15 protein-coding genes are annotated in these 16,915 nt (G+C 70.4%); 5 read left to right on the top strand and 10 right to left on the bottom strand.

Translation table 11 applies throughout. The features are described from left to right. Nucleotides 1–29: 29 nt before the first annotated feature. Nucleotides 30–689 (bottom strand): response regulator transcription factor, encoded by a 660-nt coding sequence (locus tag KLK06_RS39675; protein ID WP_214640821.1) that lies wholly within the window; start codon nt 687–689, stop codon nt 30–32. Continuing rightward, nucleotides 677–1,954, bottom strand: a complete 1,278-nt coding sequence (locus KLK06_RS39670; RefSeq protein ID WP_214640820.1) for a sensor histidine kinase — start codon at nt 1,952–1,954, stop codon at nt 677–679. The genes KLK06_RS39675 and KLK06_RS39670 overlap by 13 nt, the downstream gene beginning before the upstream one ends. A 167-nt stretch (nt 1,955–2,121) precedes the next feature. Here KLK06_RS39670 and KLK06_RS39665 point away from each other — a divergent pair, with 167 nt between their 5' ends. Then, a complete protein-coding gene (locus KLK06_RS39665) occupies nt 2,122–2,334 on the top strand; it encodes a hypothetical protein (protein WP_214640819.1) in 213 nt (70 codons plus the stop codon). Between the two features lie 49 nt (nt 2,335–2,383). Here the strand turns inward: KLK06_RS39665 and KLK06_RS39660 are convergent, their stop codons facing one another. The 5 genes from KLK06_RS39660 to KLK06_RS39640 all read right to left on the bottom strand — a co-directional run bounded on the left by KLK06_RS39660 (nt 2,384) and on the right by KLK06_RS39640 (nt 7,475). Beyond that, nucleotides 2,384–4,306, bottom strand: a complete 1,923-nt coding sequence (locus KLK06_RS39660; RefSeq protein ID WP_214640818.1) for a glycosyltransferase family 39 protein — start codon at nt 4,304–4,306, stop codon at nt 2,384–2,386. A 95-nt stretch (nt 4,307–4,401) separates the two neighbouring features. Beyond that, nucleotides 4,402–5,022 carry a YoaK family protein gene (locus tag KLK06_RS39655; RefSeq protein ID WP_214640817.1) on the bottom strand — a complete coding sequence of 207 codons (621 nt, stop codon included), beginning with the start codon at nt 5,020–5,022 and terminating at the stop codon, nt 4,402–4,404. Between the two features lie 73 nt (nt 5,023–5,095). Then, nucleotides 5,096–6,607: an RICIN domain-containing protein gene (locus tag KLK06_RS39650; protein ID WP_214640816.1), complete on the bottom strand. Its 1,512-nt coding sequence runs from the start codon at nt 6,605–6,607 to the stop codon at nt 5,096–5,098. A 62-nt stretch (nt 6,608–6,669) separates the two neighbouring features. Continuing rightward, entirely contained in the window at nt 6,670–7,128 is a 459-nt protein-coding gene (locus tag KLK06_RS39645) for a hypothetical protein (protein WP_214640815.1), read from the bottom strand. Beyond that, nucleotides 7,125–7,475 carry a hypothetical protein gene (locus tag KLK06_RS39640; protein ID WP_214640814.1) on the bottom strand — a complete coding sequence of 117 codons (351 nt, stop codon included), beginning with the start codon at nt 7,473–7,475 and terminating at the stop codon, nt 7,125–7,127. The genes KLK06_RS39645 and KLK06_RS39640 overlap by 4 nt, the downstream gene beginning before the upstream one ends. Nucleotides 7,476–7,701: 226 nt before the next feature. Between KLK06_RS39640 and KLK06_RS39635 the strand changes: the two genes are divergently transcribed. Together KLK06_RS39635 and KLK06_RS39630 are read left to right on the top strand one after the other, a co-directional pair. Continuing rightward, nucleotides 7,702–9,816: a PQQ-dependent sugar dehydrogenase gene (locus KLK06_RS39635; RefSeq protein WP_214640813.1), complete on the top strand. Its 2,115-nt coding sequence runs from the start codon at nt 7,702–7,704 to the stop codon at nt 9,814–9,816. A gap of 9 nt (nt 9,817–9,825) precedes the next feature. Beyond that, entirely contained in the window at nt 9,826–10,722 is an 897-nt protein-coding gene (locus KLK06_RS39630) for a sugar phosphate isomerase/epimerase (RefSeq protein WP_214640812.1), read from the top strand. Between the two features lie 49 nt (nt 10,723–10,771). On the opposite strand, the gene KLK06_RS39625 is transcribed toward KLK06_RS39630, so the two are convergent. The 3 genes from KLK06_RS39625 to KLK06_RS39615 all read right to left on the bottom strand — a co-directional run bounded on the left by KLK06_RS39625 (nt 10,772) and on the right by KLK06_RS39615 (nt 13,217). Beyond that, the gene (locus KLK06_RS39625; RefSeq protein WP_214640811.1) at nt 10,772–11,566 is read right to left on the bottom strand and encodes a maleylpyruvate isomerase family mycothiol-dependent enzyme; all 795 of its coding nucleotides are present in this window, start codon (nt 11,564–11,566) and stop codon (nt 10,772–10,774) included. A 106-nt stretch (nt 11,567–11,672) separates the two neighbouring features. Beyond that, on the bottom strand, nt 11,673–12,239 hold the full coding sequence (locus KLK06_RS39620) for a carboxymuconolactone decarboxylase family protein (protein ID WP_214640810.1): 567 nt from the start codon (nt 12,237–12,239) through the stop codon (nt 11,673–11,675). 42 nt (nt 12,240–12,281) lie between these two features. Beyond that, complete coding sequence (locus tag KLK06_RS39615; protein WP_214640809.1) at nt 12,282–13,217, bottom strand: LysR family transcriptional regulator; 936 nt, start codon at nt 13,215–13,217, stop codon at nt 12,282–12,284. A gap of 72 nt (nt 13,218–13,289) precedes the next feature. Here KLK06_RS39615 and KLK06_RS39610 point away from each other — a divergent pair, with 72 nt between their 5' ends. Further along, nucleotides 13,290–14,633 carry an MFS transporter gene (locus KLK06_RS39610; protein ID WP_214640808.1) on the top strand — a complete coding sequence of 448 codons (1,344 nt, stop codon included), beginning with the start codon at nt 13,290–13,292 and terminating at the stop codon, nt 14,631–14,633. After that, nucleotides 14,630–16,852 carry an arylsulfatase gene (locus KLK06_RS39605; protein WP_214640807.1) on the top strand — a complete coding sequence of 741 codons (2,223 nt, stop codon included), beginning with the start codon at nt 14,630–14,632 and terminating at the stop codon, nt 16,850–16,852. Before KLK06_RS39610 ends, KLK06_RS39605 begins: the two co-directional genes overlap by 4 nt. The last annotated feature ends 63 nt before the right edge of the window (nt 16,853–16,915 follow it).

Below are 16,915 nucleotides of genomic sequence, written 5' to 3'. Positions count from 1 at the left end.
CGCTCGACACACAGGGCCCGGTTCGCCGGTCAGACTCGGCGGTTGGCGTCCTCGAGGAAGTGCAGGACGGCGGTGACGCGCCGGTCCGCCCGGTCGGTGGGCGCCAGGTCGAGCTTGGCGAAGATGCTGCGGATGTGCTTGTGCACGGCGCCATCGGTGACGAAGAGCCGTTCGGCGATGGCGGCGTTGCCCAGACCTTCGGCCATCAGGGCCAGCACGTCACGTTCGCGAGGGCTCAGGCGGTCCAGCCGGGTGTCGGGCCGGGTGCGGACGAGTAACTGCGCCACGACATCCGGATCGATGGCCGTACCGCCGTCCGCCACCCGGTGCAGCGCGCTCAGGAACTCATCGACCCGCCCGACCCGCTCCTTCAGCAGGTACCCGAGGCGGGCACTGCCGTGGGAGAGCAGTTCGGTGGCGAACGCCTGCTCGACATAGGCGGACAGCACGAGCACGGCCAGGTCCGGCTGGCGCCGCCTGGCCTCGACGGCGGCGACGATCCCCTCGTCGGTGTGGGTCGGCGGCATCCGTACGTCGACGATCGCGACATCCGGCTTGTGGACGCCGAGGGCCTCCAGGAAGCCGTCGGGGTCGCCGGCGGTGGCCACGACGTCGAGCGACTCCGCGCGCAGCAGCAGCGCGAGCCCTTCGCGCAGGAGCGCGTCGTCCTCCGCGATCACGATCCGCATGGCAGGCTCACGGTCACGGTGGTGGGTCCCCCAGGAGGGCTGTTCAGCATGAATGTCCCATCGTGCGCTTCGGTACGGCGGCGGATGCCGACGAACCCGGATCCGTTGCGTTCATCCGCCCCGCCCTGGCCGTCGTCGCTGATCTGCAGGTGGAGCCGGTCGTCATGGAGCCGGGCCGCGACGGTGGCGTGCCCGGCCCGGCTGTGCTTGGCGATGTTCGTGAGCGTCTCGGCCACCACGAAGTAGGCCGTCGCCTCGACGGAAGAGGCGCACCGGACGGGAAGGTCGGCGTCGATCCGGCAGGGCACCGGGCAGGCCGTGGCCAGGCCGGTGAGGGCGTCGGCGAGGCTGCGGTCGGTCAGCACCGGCGGCAGGATGCTGCGGACGACCCCGCGGAGCTCGGCGAGCGCCTGCTCGGCGGCGTCCTGCGCGCGTTCGAGAATGGCCTCGGCGGTGGCCGGATCGCGGGTCAGCGCCCGGCGGGCCGCGCCGAGCAGGACGTTGACGGCGACGATCCGGTTCTGCGTCCCGTCGTGCAGCGAGCGTTCGATGCGCCGCAGCTCGGCGGAGTGCGCGTCGAGCGCGGCGGCGCGGGTCGCGGTGAGTTGGACGACCCGCAGCGCGAGGTCGGTGCCGGAGACAGGCGCCAGGAGCCGGCGGCCGGGCCAGGCCTGCAGCCACGCCATGCCCGGGGTGACCGTCGTGGTGACGACGATCCAGCCCAGGCCCAGCAGGGCGACGGCGAGGGCGGTGGGCCAGTCATGCACGGTCCAGAGCCCCCAGGTCCGCGCCGACACCTCTTCCGGTGGCAACATCCGCCAGTACAACGGGAAAAGGGTGTCCTCCACCACGTAGATGGGCAGCGAGATGGCCACCGCACCGAGGAACAGTCCGAGAACGGGATAGGCGGCCACCCAGCCAACTTCCCGGCGCACGGCCGAGTCGGCGAGGGCGGCGCGCAGCCCGTGCGGTATCGGCGCCGGCCCGACGACCTCCGGACCCCAGCGGGACAGCCGCCCGCGTTCCCGGTCGGCGACGGCACGCACCACGCGCAGCGTGACGGGCGCCAGCAGCAGGCCCACACCGATGAGGCAGGTCAGTGCGGTGGCGATCACCAACACGAGTGCGACGAACGCCAGGACCGCGGTGCCGAGCCCGCCGACGAGGTGTTCCAGCGCGTCCAGGATGGCTCGGGCGCGGGCGAGCGCGAACGCGTCCCGTCCACGGGCCGCCCGACGACCGGCCGTGGGGTCATGAGTCGACATGCGGCACCTCCTCAGCCCAGGACAATAAGGCATATCCGGGCGGCCGACAGATCGTCGGCCAAGGAGTACAGCCTGCTATACCTCGCCTGTCTCGCTGGTGGGATCGTCGTCGGCGGTGATCGCTCGTAGCTTCGATTACTGACAGCCCATCGAGTGAGGAGCACACCATGTCCGAGTCGTCCAGTTCGGTCCAGCCCGCCGGCGCTCAGCGCGGGATGCCGCGTCCCGTGCTGTGGCTCCTGCTCGTGATCAGCGCCGTGCTCAACATCGTGACCTCGAACATCGGCATCAACATCTTCATCGGCATCGGATTCGGGCTGGCCACTCTCGCGTGCGCCGCCGCCCTGGTCGTCGACCACTACCGGCACCGGCGCCCATGAGCGTGCCGAACGGCCCGGGCGACCAGCGTCGCCCGGGCCGCACCGGTGGTCAGCCGAGTTGGTAGAGAGCCTGGCCGCTGCTGTCGGTGCCTCCGTAGGCGGACGCGTCCACCAGGGTGCCGTTGGCCTTGACCCACTCGGTCACTGACGAGCTTCTGCCGTCGGTGATCAGGATGTACTTGAGCGTGCCGCCGGTGACGTACCCCTTGAGCTTGGCGACGGTCATGGCCGGGTCGCTGCCGGTGAAGCCGCCCATGGCGATGACGGCCTTGCCGCTGGACAGGATGATCGAGGACGCGCTCTGCGCGCTGTCGACGGCCACCAGCCAGGTGGCGTCGCCCTGGTTGGCTTCCAGGTACTTGATCAGTTGAGTGCTCACCTGTCCACCGCCGGGCCGGCCGGTTTGCGGCCTTTCGGCCGTACGCTGCTGGGTGCCACCGGGCCTGCTGCCCATCCCACCCATCCCGCCGCTGCCGGCCGGGCCCGCGGTCGGGTTGGTGCCCTGGACGGCCGAGGTCAGCGGGGTCACCGCGTACGCGGCCGGTCCGGCGAGACCGCCGAACAACCCCGCGACCAGGGCCACGGCGGCCAGCCGCTTGGCGCCGAACGCGACCGCCAGGAGCCCGAGCACCGCCACCGCCGTCGCGCCGACGACCAGCCAGGGCAGCCACGACACGAAGTCGGTGGTCCGGCGGAGCACCACGAAGGACCAGCCACCGGTGACGGCGATGCCGAGCGGCAGCACCCACCTCCAGGCGGCGGACCGCCGGAAGGCCTGCCACATCAGCACCGCGCCGATCCCGGTGAGAGCGGCGATCGCGGGAGCCATGGCGGTGGCGTAGTAGGGGTGGAAGCCGCCTTCCGAGAAGCTGAACACCACGAAGTGGATCGCCAGCCAGCCACCCCACAGCAGCAGCGCGGCCCGGACCGGATCGGTCCGCGGCCGACGGCCGACCAAGGCGACCCCCACGGCCAGGGCGAGGGCCGCGAACGGGATCAGCCAGGAGATCTGCCCGGCCATCGTGTCGTTGAACAGCCGGGTGGCCCCGGCCTCGCCGCCGAAGTTGGCGCCGCCGCCGCTGCCCCCGCCGCTCGCACCGAAGATCCGGCCGAGCCCGTTGTAGCCGACGACCAGGTCCCAGACGGTGTTGTCCGCGCTGCCGCCGATGTACGGCCGGCTGCCCGACGGCCACAGATCGACGATCGCCAGCCACCAGCCGCTGGAGCCGACGAGAACCGCTCCGGCCGCGAGCAACCGCCCGATCCGCCGCAGCGGCCGGCCCGGGGCGGCCATCAGGTAGACGGCCGCGAAGGCGGGCAGCACCAGGTACGCCTGGAGCATCTTGGTGTTGAACGCCAGGCCGACCAGCAGCGCCGTGACCAGCAACGTACGCGTCCGGCCGGTACGGATCGCCTCCAGGCAGAACCAGGCCGCCGCGACCAGCAGCAGAACCAGGAGCGTGTCGGGGTTGTTGTCCCGGTTGATGGCCACCGTGATCGGCGTGAGCGTCATCACCAGAGCCGCGATCAGCGCCGCGACGTGGGCCAGGCGCCCCGCCCCGTCGCCGATCAGCCTGGCGGTGAGCGTACGTCGTACCGCCGAATGGACCAGGCCCACGGCGGCGACGCCCGCGATGGCCTGGGGGAGCAGCATGCTCCACGTTCCGAACCCGAAGAGGCGGGCCGACAGGCCCATCACCCACAGCGCGAGTGGTGGCTTGTCGACGGTGATGTACGAACCGGCGTCGAGGGCTCCGAAGAAGAAGGCCTTCCAGCTCTGGGTGCCGGAGTAGATCGCGGCGGAGTAGTAGTCGTTGGCGTAGCCGTTCTGGCCGAGCGCCCAGGTGTAGAGGACGGCGGCCAAGGCGAGCACGCCCCACATCGCGGGACGTGCCCACCGCGGGTCGCCCCGGTGGTCGGCCGGGGCGCCACTGGTCGGGCGCTCCAGCAACTGTGCGGTCATCGTGCTCATGACGCCTACCATCGACGGCGGCCCTTGAACCGCGGTGAGGCGACCATTAAGCCTCAGTGAGAAGAAAACGTCAGGGCGTGAAGTGCTCGGGGCCGTCAGCGCGTACTGGAGATCAGGGCGAGCGCCGCGCCCAGCAGCGCGATCACGGGCGCCGCCGCGGGGAGCAGGTGCAGGGTCACCGTGGCGGCGGCGGCGCCGAGCGCCAGGGCGAGGAATACGGCCACCAGCTCGGGAATGTGCGGTTGCCCGGTGCCGGGAGTGAGGAAACGGGAGATCGAGCTGGTCAGCGCGCCGGTGATGAACGTCGTCGAGCCGATGAAGGTGTGCAGGCGGTCGGTCACCGCACTCTGGACGCCCATGGCGAGGGCGGCGGTCGCGATCAGCGGCAGGTTGGGGCCGGACAGTGCCCAGGCGATGGCCAGCACGATCAGCAGGCCCAGCTCGGCGGCCAGGGCCAGCCTGGTGCGGGTGCCCCAGCCGGTGGTCGAGGCGGTGAACCGGAACGTGGCGACCAGGCCGCAGGTGAAGGCGATCAGCGCCACCAGCGAGCCCAGGGCCTCGGAGAACCGGCCGTGACCCGCTGACACACCGAGCAGGACCAGGTTGCCGGTCATGTTCGAGGTGAAGACCCGGCCCAGGGCGAGAAAGGTGAAGGCGTCCATGGCACCCGAGGCCAGCGCCAGGCTCAGGACGGGCAGGCGGTTGCTGGCCGGCATCCTCCCATGGTCGGGCCGCCCGCGCGGCCTGCGACGGGAGGCGCGCCGACCTGGAGAAACCTTGGCAGACGGGTCACTGAGGATGGGCGGGCGTGTTCGGGGGGTTCAGCCAGTCGGGGGTGCGCCACTGCTGGACGTTCGCGCGTGTGCAGGGGCGCAGTGACACCGACTGCCGGGCAGGCTCCATTTCCAGGCACAGGCCGCTGGCGACGTGCTGGACCTCCCAGTAGTGCCAGCGGTTGTACGCCGAGCGGTAGGTGAACCGCCAGAGCTGGCCGGCGGAGCCGGAGCAGGACTCGCGGGCCGGGCGTCGCCGATCCGTCGGGCCGGTGGCGGCCAGGCAGCCGCCCATGCTCGTGATCGCGTACTCGCCCCGGGCGTTCCGCTGGTAACCGAACGCCTGGTTGACGCCGCCGTGGCAGCCCCACATGATCAGGTCCGTGGTGCCCGTGGCGTCCAGGCACCGGCCGTTCTCCGCGCTGGCCAGCGAGCTGCCGAGGTCCGGCAGGCGGGCGGTGACCAGCCAGCGCTGGCCGGGCCGGTCGGCGGCGCAGGCCAGCAGGACCAGCGGGGTGCCCGAGTCGGCGGTGCTCTGGTTGGGCTCGGCGCACAGGTCTCCCTGGGGGGAGGAGATGGCGATCGCGTGGTCGCCGGTGAGCCGCCAGAGCTGGTCGTCGGAGTCGTCGCAGGCCGCCTCGGTGAGGAAGATCCCCTCGGTGACGCGCCGGGCCTCCGGGGTCAGGCAGCGCTCGCTCAGGCGGTTGCGGATCCGGTAGAAGAACGTGCCATCGCGCTTGTCCGGTTCGAGGTCCCACCGCTGGGCCGCGCCGGGGACCGTGTCGACGGCCGAGCCGCCCAGCCTGGCGTGCGGGGGAGCGGTGGTGGAGGTGCTGACGACCAGGGGCTTGCCGGATGCGTACAGGGAGAGGATCGTCACGTTCGAGCGCTTGAGCGAGTCGGGGACGTGGGTGTCGACGTACACCACATAGGTCAGGAAGGCCGCGGTCGCGAACGCGACCGACACCACGATGCCGACGACCAGCCTGGTGCGGCGGGCGGGCGGAGCGGGCCGGGGATCGGCCAGCCTGCGGTAGGACTGGAGCCACTTGTCCGCCGCGGCGTCCGGCACGTCGTGCACCAGGAGGAAGGCGCGGATGACCGGCTCGGCGCGCTCGGCGTCGGTCAGCCAGCCGGCGCCCTGCTTGGTGACCTTCTCCAGGTCGGCCCGGTCGAAGGCGAGCCCTCGCCGGGCGGCGCGCGCCTGGAGCTCGGCGAACCTGGGTGTGCTCGCCTCCCTGCGCAGGTCCTTGAGCAGCCGCTTGAACGTGGGCAGGTCGTGGGCGGTGAACGGATCGGTCGCGGTCGCCGTCCGGTTGGCCCAGCGTGACTGCAGGAAGCCGCCCAGCGGCGGGAGCACGGCGGCCAGGCAGGCGAACAGGATCGCGGGCAGGATGTGCGCCGGGTTGAGCTCGGGCCGGCCGTCGGTGGCGAAGTTGACGTAGATCCCGGCCAGCACGGTGAAGACCGCGCTGAGCACGGCCACCGCGCCGATCACCAGGGCGAGTTCGCGTGGGGGGTTGCGCATCTGCTCCGTCCGGCACTTTGTGTCAGATCATGCTAACGGAGCGTGCGCGTGTCTTTTCCCGGTTACCGGTTCGGCACCGGGTCCGGGGTATCAGTGCGAGTGCGGGTCAGAGTGGCCAGCAGGAGGAGGAGCGCGCTCTGGGCGAGCATGCCGGGCGCCAGGGGTGGCGCGGCGCCGACCGACTTGCTGACGGCGTACCACCAGCGGGTCAGCGGGGACAGGGCGTCCCATGTGTCGGCGTAGCGCTGGTCGAGCAGGCCCGCGTCGTAGTTGGCGGACACGTGGGCGTACACGCCGAACGCCGCCACCAGCAGCACGGCCAGCGCGAGCACCCGTACCGTGGTCAGCGCTCCCTGGGGCCGGCCGATGGCGAGCATGGCCAGCGCGAGCGTGAGCAGGGCCAGCGCTCCCCAGGGGAGCAACTGCTGCAAGGTCTGCCAGTGGCGTTCGGCGGCGAGCTCTAAGGCGGCGCCCATGATGCTGATGAGAACCAGGGCCAGGAGCCCTCTGCGCACGATCATGGCGTCAGCGCCGAGACGATCTTGTCAACCGTGTCCTGGCCGGGGTTGTACTTGGCCAGGTTCTGCCGCAGCGACGTGAGGTCGTTGTCGTCGGCGGCGTAGGGCCGGTACTCCATGACCTCTTTGGCCCACCGCTCGGGGTTGGTCACTCCGGCGGCCTTGAGCGCGGCGGTGATCTGGGTCTCGTCGGCGGTGTTCGCCGAAACCTTCCCGGCCGGGGCGGACGCGCTCGTGGCGGACGTGCTCACGCCGGCGGAGGTGGTCTGGTCCGTCGTCGAGGTGCAGGCGGTGAGGGAGACCGCCGTGGCGATGACCGCCAGGGCGATCCTGATCTTGCTTGGTTTCATGCGGGCCGTCCGGTCGGGGGGTTCTCAGTGGCCTCAACGCTGTCCGAGCCGTCTCAGATGGATCTCGATGAATCATGAAGATCAGGTGAGAAACGATGCTTAGTCCGATAAGAGGCGAAAGCTGAATGATCGTTCGTGATTAGGTCCTCCTCAGTCGGCGTAAGTCGGGTTACATTCACGTTAATTTGCCCTCTCTTGTCCCCCCGAGCCGACCGAAGGGAGAGGCATGAGAACGAGAACCGCAATCGCCGCCCTGACCGCTGCGGCGATCCTCATGCCGGCCACCGCCGCGAACGCCACCGGGAGCACCACTGGGAGCGCCGTCGCCGTGGCTCCGCCGCCCGACAACCAGTTCCAGAAGGTGACGCTGAACGACAATCCGGGCGAGCCGATGGACCTGGCGGTGTTACCGGATTCGAGGGTCCTGCACACCACCAGGACCGGAGTCATCTGGTTGCATGATCCGAAGACCGGCCTCAACACGCAGGCCGCACGGCTCGACGTCTACCGGCACGACGAGGAGGGGCTGCAGAGCATCGCCCTCAGCCCCGGCTTCGGCAAGGGCTCCAAGGCGGACGACTGGGTCTACCTCTACTACTCCCCGCCGCTCAACACTCCGATCGACGACCCGGCGACGCCGGACGTCAACGAGGGTGACGCCCCGCTCACCGGCACCCCGGCGGACTTCGCGCCCTTCAAAGGGCTGATCCGGCTGTCCCGGTTCCGCTTCACCGGCGCCACGATCGACCTCGGCACCGAGCAGCGCGTTCTCGACGTGCCGGTGGATCGCGGCATCTGCTGCCACGTCGGCGGGGACATCGTCTTCGACGCCGGTGGCAACCTCTACCTGTCGACCGGCGACGACACGAACCCGTTCTCCTCCGACGGCTACGCCCCGATCGACGAGCGCCCCGACCGCAACCCCGCCTTCGACGCCCAGCGCAGCGCCGGCAACACCAACGACCTGCGCGGCAAGGTCCTCCGCATCAAGGTGCGCGCGGACGGCTCCTACACGATCCCCCGCGGCAACCTCTTCCCGTCCGGCACAGCGGGCACCCGGCCGGAGATCTACGCGATGGGCCTGCGCAATCCCTTCCGCATCGAGGTCAACCGGTCCACCGGGGATCTCTACGTCGGCGACTACTCGCCCGACGCGCGAGAGGCCGATCCGCTGCGCGGCCCGGCGGGGACCGGCAAATGGGCGCTGATCCGCAAGGCCGGCAACTACGGCTGGCCGTACTGCGCGACGGCGCGGCTCCCGTACGTGGACTACGACTTCGCGACCGGCACATCAGGCGCGAAGTTCGACTGCGCCGCGCCCGTCAACGATTCGCCGCACAACACCGGCCTGCGCAAGCTGCCGCCGGTGGCGCAGCCGGACGTGTGGTACTCCTACGGGCCTTCGGCGGAGTTCCCGGCGCTGGGCACCGGCGGCATCGGCCCGATGGCTGGCCCGGCGTACCACTTCGACCCGCGCACCACGCGCGGCCGCGCTCCGGTGGCGTGGCCAAAGTACTTCGACGGCGTTCCGCTCTTCTACGAGTGGACCCGTGACTACGTCAAGGCGTTCCACCGTGACGGGCGGATCGAGGACGTGCTGCCGTCGTTCGTCTTCGACAACCCGATGGACATGGAGTTCGGCCCGGACGGTGCGCTCTATGTGCTGGAGTACGGCGACGGCTACTTCCAGGAGAACCCGGACGCCCAGCTCGCGCGCTACGACTACATCGGCCACACTGGCAACCACACCCCCATCCCGGCCGCCGCGGCGTCGGTGACCAGCGGCCACGCGCCGCTCACCGTCCGCTTCACCAGCGCGGGTACGACCGACCCCGACGGTGACAGACTCCGCTACGCGTGGGACTTCGACGCCGACGGCACGGTTGACTCCCGCAGCCCCGAGGCGTCGTACACCTACCAGGCGAACGGCCTCTACAACGCCACGCTCAAGGTCACCGACAGCGCCGGCAGGTCCGCGGCGACGTCGGTGCGGATCGTGGTCGGCAACGCCGCGCCGGTCGTGGAGCTGATCCGGCCCGCCGAGGGGCAGGCGTTCCACTTCGGCGACGTCGTCGAGTTCGAGGTGCGGATCACCGACGACCAGCCGGTGGACTGCGCCAACGTGACCGTGGACTACATCCTCGGCCACGACGACCACGGCCATCCGCAGACCACGGCCCGCGGCTGCACGGGCTCCATCCAGACCACCGAGCCGAGCGGGCACGACCCCGAGACCGACCACCTCACCGGCGTCTTCGTCGCCGGCTACACCGACCCCGGTGGCGCCGATCTGCCCCCGCTGACCGGCAGCGACCAGGTCGTACTCCAGCCCACACGTTAGGAGATCCCCATGTGTTACGGGTATGGCCCCAGCAGGCGGTCCTTGCTCGCCGCGGGCCTAGGACTCGGGGTGGGCGCCGTGGCCGCCGCCGCTTCGCCCGCCGCCGCGGCGACCCCGCTCGGCAACGGCGGTCACCGCGTCCCTCCCGACCAGATCAGCATCCAGCTCTGGACGGTACGCGACGACCTCTCCCAGAACTACGACACCACCCTCGCCTACCTGGCCGAGACCGGCTATCCGAAGGTCGAGCTCGCGCTCGGCTACTTCGGTCGTACGGCCCAGCAGCTCCGGGAGTTCCTCGACGGGATCGGCATCCGGGCCAGCTCCAGCCACGACGGCCTCACCACCGACGCCGCCGCGCTGGACACGAAGATCAACAACGCGCTGACCCTCGGCCAGTCCTTCATGATCGTGCCCTACCTGAACTCCACCAGCGCGGACGAGTGGAAGGCGTGGGCCGAGCGCATGAACGTCGAGGCGGCGGCCGCCCGCTCGGCTGGGCTGCGGTACGGCTACCACAACCACGCCCACGAGTTCACGACCGACCTCGGTGGCGGGCGGACGCCGTGGGACGTACTCACGTCGGAGCTCGATCCGCGCCTGGTCCATCTAGAGATCGACATCTACTGGGCGGTCACCGGCGGCATCGGGCGCGGCGTCGCCGACCCGGTGCGCTTCACGCTCGACGTCATCCGCCGGGCGCCGCAGCGGGTGCTGCAGTTCCACGTCAAGGACCGGCACCTCGACGGTGACATGGCCGACCTCGGCACCGGGACCATCGACTTCCGGCGGATCTTCGACGCGCACCGCGTGAAGGAGTACATCGTGGAGAACGACACCCCGGACGTGACTCCCCGGCGTACCGCGGAGGTCGGATACCGCTACCTGCGGAAGGTGCGGTTCTAGGGATCACGTCACCGAGCCCGGCCCGGGGGCCGGGCTCGGTGTCCCGGGCTCAGTAGCCGGGGAAGACCAGTCGCAGGTCGTCCAGGGTGAGGGTCTGGCCCGTGAGAGTCACGACCTCCGGCGTGTGCGCGGGAGAGTGCCGGCCGGTGGTGAGCCGCAGCCACCACTCGGCCGGCGCGCTGAGGACGGCGTCGGGCTGGGCGGGCTCGTCGATGAGGGTGACCGTGTCACCCACGTCGAGTCCGAAGGAGCGCTCGGGGGAGATGGTCCGGATGGTCAGACTGCCCCGGCGGCCGCCAAGGGCGTCGGCCTTGCCGATGAAGTGGAGGAGCAGGCTCACCTGGTCGAGGAGCAGTTCGGTCGCGGCCGGGGCCAGGGCCGCCGCCGGGTCGAAGGCGACCTCGACATCCCAGGAGTGGTGGGCGAACTCGCTGAGCCGCAGACCCGCCGCGGTCGCGACGTCCACGGGGACGGGCAGGAAGCCGAGATCGATCCGCAGGTCCGTTCTCGTCTGCGCGTCGAGGCTTTCGTAGCGGCTGACCAGCGCCTCGTTGGCGGCCAGAAAGCCCTCGGCCCGCTCGGCCGGGGACATCGCGTCCCAGCGGGCCCAGACCGTCTTGTTGAAGTCTCCGTCCGGTGCGGCGGCGCCGCTCAGCGAGGCCTCCAGGTTGGCCAGGTTGATCTCCGAGCCGCTGCCCAGGTGGCTGAGCACCTGCGACACGTCCCATTCCGCCGCTCCGGACGGCCGGGTGAGGTCGTCGGCTGCGAGGCCGCGTACGAGAGCGGCCAAGTGATCGTGTCCGCTGCGCAGAGCGTCGATGATCTGGTCGGCGCGATCGGTCATGTTCGGCTCCAAAAGGGAAGGTGGTGGTGCCGTACCGGGGATGTCCACAAGCTCACCCGTGTAGCCGGTCGCGCCCGCCGATAATTCCCGGGCGGGACCACGCGGTTCATCCGGACGCGTCCCGAGGCTGGATGGAGTCGAACACGGTCATTCCCGAGGCCGGGTCGAGGTCGGTCTCCGTCGCCTCGGTCAGGCGGGCCATGGTCATGTAGAAGCCGATCGCCAGGATCGCCTCGACGATCTGCCGCTCGGAGAAGTGTCCCCGAACCGCATCGAACACGGTCTCCTCGACCCTGACGGTCTCGATCACCTGCCTGCCGAACGCGAGCAGCGCACGCTCCGCGTCGTCGAAGACGTCGCTGCCGAGATCCAGCCGTTCGATCGCGTCGATCTGCGCCTGCGGCACGCCGACTCCCAGGGCGATCGGCACGTGCTGCCGCCATTCGTAGGCGCCGCCCTCGACCTGCGCCACGAGCAGGATCAGCAGTTCGCGCAGTCGATGCCCGAGGTCAAGACTGCTGAGGATGGCCTGGCCCAGTCGAACCTGCGGGATCACGCACGACTCCGCGTGCGCCAGCATGCGGAAGATGTTGAGCTTGATCGGTAGGGCCGCGAGCGTTTCGGCCGCGTTCCCGGTCGCGTCGTCAGGGTGGATGAGGCTGAGTCTCGCCATGGGTACCTCCGGTTGTGTGAAGGATCAGCGTCACGAAAGCGGCTACCAGACAGCGGTACGTGCGGTCAGGGCCGGGGCCTCCTGGCGGAGGAGGTCGAGGAAGGCGTCCACCGTCGGGGTGGCCACGCGTCCCGCCCGGCGATACAGGCGGATCTCGCGTTGCCACAGCGGCCCCGGTAGCGGCCGGATCACCACGTCGTCCCCGAACACCGCCACCTGCGCGGCGAACGCCCCCAGGATCGCCACCCCCAAGCCGGCGGCCACCAGGGCGGAGATGGTGGTGGGCTGTGCGATGACCATGATCTCGACGGGGTCGGCGCCGATCCGGTCGAGCCTGTCGCGGTAGTCGGCCCAGCCCCCATAGGGGTCCCCGGTGACCATGACGGTCTCCTCGGTCAGCAGCCCGAGGTCCAGAGGGGAGGCGGTGGCCAGGGGATGGCGGGCCGGCGCCACCAGGACGATCTTCTCGTGGAACAGGTGTGTCGAGGGGAGGTTGTGGTGCACCTGCGGCACGTCAGAGGTGCGCAGGGCGATGTCGACCTCGCCGTGGGCGAGGGCCTCCTCCAGTTGCAGCGGGTCGCCCTCGCGCAGCACCACCGTGACCCCGGGATGCAGCCGGCGGAACTGCTGCATCAGCGGCGCCAGCAGCACGGCGCTCAGCCCCGGGTAGCCGCCCACCGTGACCCGGCCCTTGAGCTTGGTCCCCAGGGTGCGCACCTCGTCCACGCCGGACTGGATCTCCGCCAGCGCCGCCCGCGCCTTGGGCAGGAACCGGGCGCCGGCGGCCGTGAGCGTGAGCTCCTTGCTGGTACGGATGAGCAGCGTGCCGCCGAGCGCCTGCTCCAGTCCCGCGACGTGCGCGCTCACCCGCGGCTGCGACCGGCCCAGGGCGCGCCCGGCGGCGGTGAAGCTGCCGTGGTCCACGACGGCGACGAAGGTGGCCAGCCAGCTGAGCCGCAGGTCCAGACGCTCGCTCATTCGAAAAACGTATGGTTTGCAGTCGCACTATGGCAATAGACGAATGGATATGTCCGGCATAGATTCGCCCGCATGACGAGCGAAACTGTCGAATTCGACACGGGACGCATGACCAGAGGGCAGCGCAGGATCGCACTGACCGCCATCGGTGGTTACTACGTAGACGGCTACGACCTGCTGGTCCTGTCCGGCGCCCTGCTGGGCATCAAGCCCGAACTCTCCCCCGATCCCGGACTTCTCGGCCTCGTGGGCGCCTCCGCGTTCGTCGGCATGGCCCTCGGCTCCGTGCTGACCGGCCCGCTGACCGACCGGCTCGGCCGCCGCCCCGTCTTCTTCGCGTCGATGGCCGTTTTCGTCCTGGCCTCACTGGGGTTCCTGCTCGTCAATGACGTGTGGCAGCTCATCGCGCTGCGCTTCTTCGTCGGCTTCGCGATCGGCGCGGACATGCCGGCCTCGGCCGCCCTGATCGCGGAGTTCATCCCGTCCAGGAGGCGTGGGACGTTCACCGGTCTGGGCGGGGTGGCCTGGATGCTGGGCGCGCTGACCGCCATCGCGGTAACGCTGCTGATCTTCACCCTCGCGGGCGCCCAGCACTGGAGATGGGTGATGGCCACCGGGGCCATCGCGGCGGTGCTGCTGCTGTTCCTGCGGCGCCGCACGCCCGAGTCACCGTACTGGCTGCGCGCCCACGGCCGCCACGAGGAGGCGCTGGCCGCCTGGCGCTACGCCACCTCCGGCGAGATCCCGCCCGAAGCCGCTCCGGCCGCCGCCCCCGGCCCCCGGCAGCCGGCCCCGCTGCGCCTGCTCTTCCGCAAGCCGCTGGCCATCATGATGGTCATGCTGTGTGTGTACTGGGGATGCAACAACCTGTACGGCTCAGCCATCCTGCTCTACCAGCCCACCCTGATCAGTCGCATCGTCACGCCGAGCACGTTCACCGCGCTGCTGTTCACCGCGGCCACGACGGCGCTCGCGGTGATCCTCGGCCTCGTCGTCTGCCTGTGGGTGATCGAGTCGATCGGCCGCCGCTTCATCGCGCTCACCGGCACGGCGATCGCCGCCGTGTGCACGTTCCTCATCTGGGCCGGGTTCGGCACCTCGTGGCTCGTCCTGGTGGCCTTCGCGATCACGATCGCGGTGATCAACGGCGGCACCTCGCTGGCCTTCTACTCCTGGGCGCCCGAGCTGTTCCCCGCCTCGGTGCGCGGACGCGCCATCGGCATCGTCAACATGGTCGGCAAGACGGGCAGCGTGGTCGGCACGCTCGCGCTGCCGAGCATGTTCGAAGCGCTCGGCGCGGTGTCCTTCCTGGTGATCGCGGGCCTGGCGCTGCTGAACGTGGCGGTGACCTACCGGCTGGCTCCGGAGACCCGCGGTCTGACGCTTCGCCAGCTCGAGGAGAGGGTGTACGCATGACGGCCGGAAATGTGGGGCGTACCTACCAGGACTCCACGCCATGGTGGCCGGAGCCGCCCAAGCCGCGCGAGGGCGCGCCGGACGTGATCGTCGTCGTCCTCGACGACGTCGGGTTCGGCAGCCTCGGCTGCTACGGATCGGAGATCGCCACGCCCGCCATGGACGGGCTGGCCGGCGACGGGCTGCGCTACACCAACTTCCACGTCACGCCCCTGTGCTCGCCCACCCGCGCCTCGCTCCTCACCGGCCGCAACCACCACGCCGTCGGCATGTCCCTGCTGTCCAACGCCGACAGCGGCTTTCCCGGCAAACGCGGCACCGTGACCCACCGCGCGGCCACGATCGCCGAGGTGCTGCGCGAGACCGGTTACAACACCTACGCGCTCGGCAAGTGGCACCTGGCCCCGATGGACCAGACCAGCGCGATCGGCCCCTACGACCAGTGGCCGCTGGGCCGGGGCTTCGACCGCTACTACGGCTTCCTGGAGGGCATCAGCGACCAGTACTATCCCGAGCTGGTCCAGGACAACCACCGGGTGGAGCCGCCGAAGACGCCGGAGGAGGGCTACCACCTGACCGAGGACCTCGTCGATCGGGCCATCGCCTGTATCTCGGACCACAAGTCGGTGGGGCCCGACAAGCCGTACTTCCTCTACCTGGCCATGGGGGCGGGCCACGCGCCGCATCAGGCGCCCGAGGAGTACCTGCGGCGCTACCGAGGCCGCTACGACGAGGGCTGGGACGTGATCAGGGAGCGCCGCCACGCCAGGCAGCTCGAACTCGGGATCATCCCGCCCGGCACCGCGCTGGCGCCGCGCAACGACGGCGTACACCCCTGGGCCGAGCTGCCCGAGGAGGAGCGCGCCGTGGCCGCCCGGCTGCAGGAGGCGTTCGCCGCGATGCTGGAGCACACCGACGCCCACCTGAACCGGCTCCTCGCGCACCTCGACCGCATCGGCACCCGGCAGGACACGCTGATCGTGCTCCTGTCGGACAACGGCGCCAGCCAGGAGGGAGGCAGGCTCGGCAACACCAACTCCATCGCCTACGAGAACGGGGACGAGGTCTCCCACGCCGACAACTACGCCCGGCTCGACGAGATCGGTGGCCCACGCTGCCACGGCAACTACCCCTGGGGCTGGGCGCAGGCGGGCAACACCCCGCTCAAGCGGTACAAGCAGAACACGCACGCCGGGGGTGTCCGGGCCCCGCTCATCGTCTCGTGGCCGGGGCGGGTCGCCGGTGGTGGCGTGCGGGCGCAGTTCCACGACGTCATCGACGTGACGCCGACGATCCTGGACATCGTCGGCGCCGAGATGCCGCAGACCTACCGCGGGCTCGCGCAGTTGCCGGTGCACGGCATGTCCATGCGCTACACGTTCACCGACGGCGCGACGCCGACCCGCCGCACCACCCAGTATTTCGAGATGTACGGGCACCGCGCGATCTGGCACGAGGGATGGAAGGCCGTCGCCTACCACGAGCGTGGCGCCGCCTACGAGGAGGACCGGTGGGAGCTGTACCACCTGGACAAGGACTTCTCCGAATGCCATGACCTGGCGGCCGAGCGCCCGGATGTGCTGCATGAGCTGATCGGCCGCTGGTGGTCCGAGGCCGACCGCTACGACGTCTTCCCGCTGGACGATCGCAACTTCGCCGAGCGGGCCGCGATGTACCACAGCGCGGCCTCGCCCAGGCGGCGACGGAGCTTCGTGCTCTACCCGGAGATGAGCCGCATCCCCGGCGGGGTCACTCCGCTGATCTACGACCGCTCGTACCGCATCGACGCCCACGTCCGCTTGCGGGCGGGCGACGAAGGCGTGCTCATCTCGCAGGGCGACGTCAATGGTGGTCACGTCCTGTACGTCGCCGGCGGTCGGCTCCACTACGAGTACAACCACCAGGGCACCCGCTACCGCGTGCACGGCGACCGCGACCTGCCGCCCGGCGACCGCGTCCTGTCCATGATCTTCACGAGGACCGGCCCCCGCCAGGGCGTCGCCGAACTGGCCGTCGACGGTCGCCCGGCCGGCGGCAAGGAGCCGCTCACGACCGCGCGCTACCTGATCGGCTGGCAGGGCCTGGTGCTGGGCCGTGACGCCCTGTCGCCGGTGAGCTGGGACTATCCGCGCGGCTTCCCCTTCACCGGGACGATCGATCGGGTCCGCGTCGAGCTGGACGACGACATCCCGGCCACCACCCACGAGACCTTCGACTGACCATCCCTCTTGCATTGGCTAGCTAATTCAGTATTTACTGTAATTGCTAGTCGATGAGAGGAG

Origin of the sequence: Nonomuraea sp. NEAU-A123 (assembly GCF_018603905.1) — a bacterium.
GTDB lineage: Bacteria > Actinomycetota > Actinomycetes > Streptosporangiales > Streptosporangiaceae > Nonomuraea.
This window is presented reverse-complemented; position numbering and strand designations above follow the sequence as displayed.

What these genes read in the sequence shown, in the direction of transcription:
- KLK06_RS39655 (WP_214640817.1), bottom strand. Translation starts at nt 5,022, where the DNA reads ATGCCGGCCAGCAACCGCCTGCCCGTCCTGAGCCTGGCGCTGGCCTCG.
- KLK06_RS39640 (WP_214640814.1), bottom strand. Translation starts at nt 7,475, where the DNA reads ATGAAACCAAGCAAGATCAGGATCGCCCTGGCGGTCATCGCCACGGCG.
- KLK06_RS39675 (WP_214640821.1), bottom strand. Translation starts at nt 689, where the DNA reads ATGCGGATCGTGATCGCGGAGGACGACGCGCTCCTGCGCGAAGGGCTC.
- KLK06_RS39650 (WP_214640816.1), bottom strand. Translation starts at nt 6,607, where the DNA reads ATGCGCAACCCCCCACGCGAACTCGCCCTGGTGATCGGCGCGGTGGCC.
- KLK06_RS39615 (WP_214640809.1), bottom strand. Translation starts at nt 13,217, where the DNA reads ATGAGCGAGCGTCTGGACCTGCGGCTCAGCTGGCTGGCCACCTTCGTC.
- KLK06_RS39670 (WP_214640820.1), bottom strand. Translation starts at nt 1,954, where the DNA reads ATGTCGACTCATGACCCCACGGCCGGTCGTCGGGCGGCCCGTGGACGG.
- KLK06_RS39625 (WP_214640811.1), bottom strand. Translation starts at nt 11,566, where the DNA reads ATGACCGATCGCGCCGACCAGATCATCGACGCTCTGCGCAGCGGACAC.
- KLK06_RS39610 (WP_214640808.1), top strand. Translation starts at nt 13,290, where the DNA reads ATGACGAGCGAAACTGTCGAATTCGACACGGGACGCATGACCAGAGGG.
- KLK06_RS39620 (WP_214640810.1), bottom strand. Translation starts at nt 12,239, where the DNA reads ATGGCGAGACTCAGCCTCATCCACCCTGACGACGCGACCGGGAACGCG.
- KLK06_RS39660 (WP_214640818.1), bottom strand. Translation starts at nt 4,306, where the DNA reads ATGAGCACGATGACCGCACAGTTGCTGGAGCGCCCGACCAGTGGCGCC.
- KLK06_RS39645 (WP_214640815.1), bottom strand. Translation starts at nt 7,128, where the DNA reads ATGATCGTGCGCAGAGGGCTCCTGGCCCTGGTTCTCATCAGCATCATG.
- KLK06_RS39630 (WP_214640812.1), top strand. Translation starts at nt 9,826, where the DNA reads ATGTGTTACGGGTATGGCCCCAGCAGGCGGTCCTTGCTCGCCGCGGGC.
- KLK06_RS39665 (WP_214640819.1), top strand. Translation starts at nt 2,122, where the DNA reads ATGTCCGAGTCGTCCAGTTCGGTCCAGCCCGCCGGCGCTCAGCGCGGG.
- KLK06_RS39605 (WP_214640807.1), top strand. Translation starts at nt 14,630, where the DNA reads ATGACGGCCGGAAATGTGGGGCGTACCTACCAGGACTCCACGCCATGG.
- KLK06_RS39635 (WP_214640813.1), top strand. Translation starts at nt 7,702, where the DNA reads ATGAGAACGAGAACCGCAATCGCCGCCCTGACCGCTGCGGCGATCCTC.